Raw genomic sequence first — 2519 nt, 5'->3', positions numbered from 1 at the left:
TGGCAGAAAAAACAACCAAGTCATTGTTGGTATAACGCAAAATACAAATGATGACGGCTAAGAAAAATTTCCCTTCGCAAGGAGGGCTTTTCGTCGTGCCTTAAATCATCTAAAGACTTTCACATTTCATTCATAGGATCCCGCGCGCGGGGTCCATGAATGAAAAAAAGAGCGGCAGCATAAACCGCTGCCGCTCTGCCTGGAATAAGAAACAGATTTGAGAAATGAAATGTTGAAAGGATTGCAATATTTTTCTGCTGGGCTTTGAACAAAATCCAGGGCCGAATTATGCTCAAAGCCGCGCAGAGTATTGAAGAGACAAGCCGGAAGAGCTGCGGCATCTTCTGCCGTCTGAATCGTTTGAAGGGTGCAAATTAAAGGAGTTCACTGACGAAGGGTTCAAAAAGAGATGTGAAAGTGACTGTACTCTTTCGGCTGTCTGCGGCTGTTGGTAAAGTTTCGTTCCGAACGAGAATCAGATGATTATTTTTCGTAATCGAGCGCTTTGGCACCGGCCTCACCGGTCGAGATTCGAACAACTTCCTCAACAGGATAGACGAAGATCTTGCCGTCACCGATATTTCCAGTATAGAGCGCTTTCTGCGCGGCTTCGACAACGTCCTTTACAGGCACTTTGGATACCACGACTTCGGCCTGCATTTTCGGCAGCAGCCGGCTCTGCACTTCGGCGCCTTTGTAATAGATAGGCTGGCCTTTCTGTACGCCCATACCCATGACATTGGATACGGTCATGCCGCCGATACCGATTTTTTCGAGTTCCTTTTTCAGACGTTCGAATTTATCGATGGCAGATACAATCACTACTTTATGCATACCGCTCTCCGCGCTCCCAAGAATAGCTGCAGGAACCGCATCGGAGATAGCTGCTTCCGGAAAAGCCGACAGGGGTTCGGGTTCGCTTTCGTCATCAGCAAGAACTTCGGTTTCCATAGCGAAGCCTGCGTAGGCGGAAGCCAGGCCGTGTTCCTCAATATCGAGACCGCGGATCTCTTCTTTTGGAGATACGCGAAGACCAATTGTCTTTTTAATTGCAAAGAAGGTCAGGCCGATTGTGCAGGCTGTCCAGATGCCGATTGTCAGCAGACCAAGGAGCTGAATGCCGAGCTGATGGAAGCCGCCGCCATAGAACAGTCCAACCGCTTCCGGCATTGAATCAGTGCCGCAGGCAAAGAGGCCTACGCAGATGGTTCCCAGAATTCCGCATCCGAAGTGAACGGGAACGGCACCAACGGGATCATCAACTTTCAGTTTGTAATCGAGAAGCCAGGTCAGAAATGGAACAACCAGACCGGCGAGAATACCAATGATGCAGGCGCCCAGAGCATTTACTGCATCACATCCAGCAGTGATTGCTACCAGACCGCCAAGGGCTGCGTTTAAAGTCAAGGCTACGTCCGGCTTTTTGTAGCGGATCCAAGTGTAGATCATTGTGGTGCAGGCTGCCAGAGACGGAGCCAGGGTTGTGGTGGCAAAGATTGTTGCCAGCTGAGTCTGGTTTACGGCGGCGGCACCGTTGAATCCGTACCAGCCAAACCAGAGGATGAATACGCCCAGGGCGCCGATCATAATGTTATGACCTGGAATACCTCTTGGTTTTCCGTTCTTATCGTATTTGCCAATACGTGCTCCCAGCATCGCTGCGCCGATCAGTGCACATGTGCCTCCGACATAATGAATAACTGCCGAACCGGCAAAATCATGAAACCCAAGGGATGCCAGCCATCCGCCAGGTCCCCAGACCCAGTGGGCTTCGATCGGATAGATCAGAAGAGAAATGATGATCGAGTAGATGCAGTAGGAAAGAAATTTCGTACGTTCAGCCATGGCACCGGAAACGATTGTAGCCGCTGTGGCACAGAAGACGAGGTTGAACGTGAACAGGGACCAGTCCGTGCCGCCAAAGTCGGTCAGCGGATGGAGTCCCCAGCCGACAAATCCATTGCCGGCTCCACACATCAGCGAGTAGCCGACAAGCAGAAAGGCAACCGTACCAAGACAGAAGTCCATGGTGTTTTTCATGATGATATTTCCTGCGTTCTTCGCCCGGGTGAATCCACCCTCGACCATGGCGAATCCCGCCTGCATGAAGAAGACCAGGGCGGCACCGATCAGATACCAGATCTGAAAGATCTGCGATAAAGCTTCCTGAAGCATATATGTTCCTCCTTTTCATTTTTTTAGAAAAAGAAAAAGGCGCCGAAACTTGTTATCCGCCGTTGGATAACTGTTTCGGCGCCTTTGCCGTTTTCTGATGGGAAGAGAGTACTCCCTTTTCCCCCTTCCTGGCCAATGAAATTCACATATTTTTGACAAACTATGCCCAAACCCCGCGATACTATTTGATTTAATCAATTTTATACAGGTAAAAAAGCGTAAGCGTCAAATAAAAGACGGGTATTTTCTCGACCGCCTCCTTGGGATAATTCCTTTATTCAAGGAGGCTTTTTCATGGAATCAATCATCCCTGCAATCGATCTCGGTATCGATTTCTCCAAAGT

1 protein-coding gene is annotated in these 2519 nt (G+C 49.4%); it reads right to left on the bottom strand.

Annotated elements, in window-relative coordinates; translation table 11 throughout:
• Positions 1–483 precede the first annotated feature (483 nt).
• Positions 484–2175, bottom strand: coding sequence for an ammonium transporter (locus Afil_RS10565; RefSeq protein ID WP_304504424.1), 1692 nt, complete (start codon positions 2173–2175; stop codon positions 484–486).
• Positions 2176–2519: the final 344 nt, after the last annotated feature.

The sequence above is a fragment of the Allobaculum fili genome (assembly GCF_020969955.1).
Taxonomy (GTDB): domain Bacteria; phylum Bacillota_I; class Bacilli_A; order Erysipelotrichales; family Erysipelotrichaceae; genus Allobaculum; species Allobaculum fili.
Note: the sequence above shows the minus strand (reverse complement) of the source record. Positions and strands in the feature narration are given on the sequence as shown.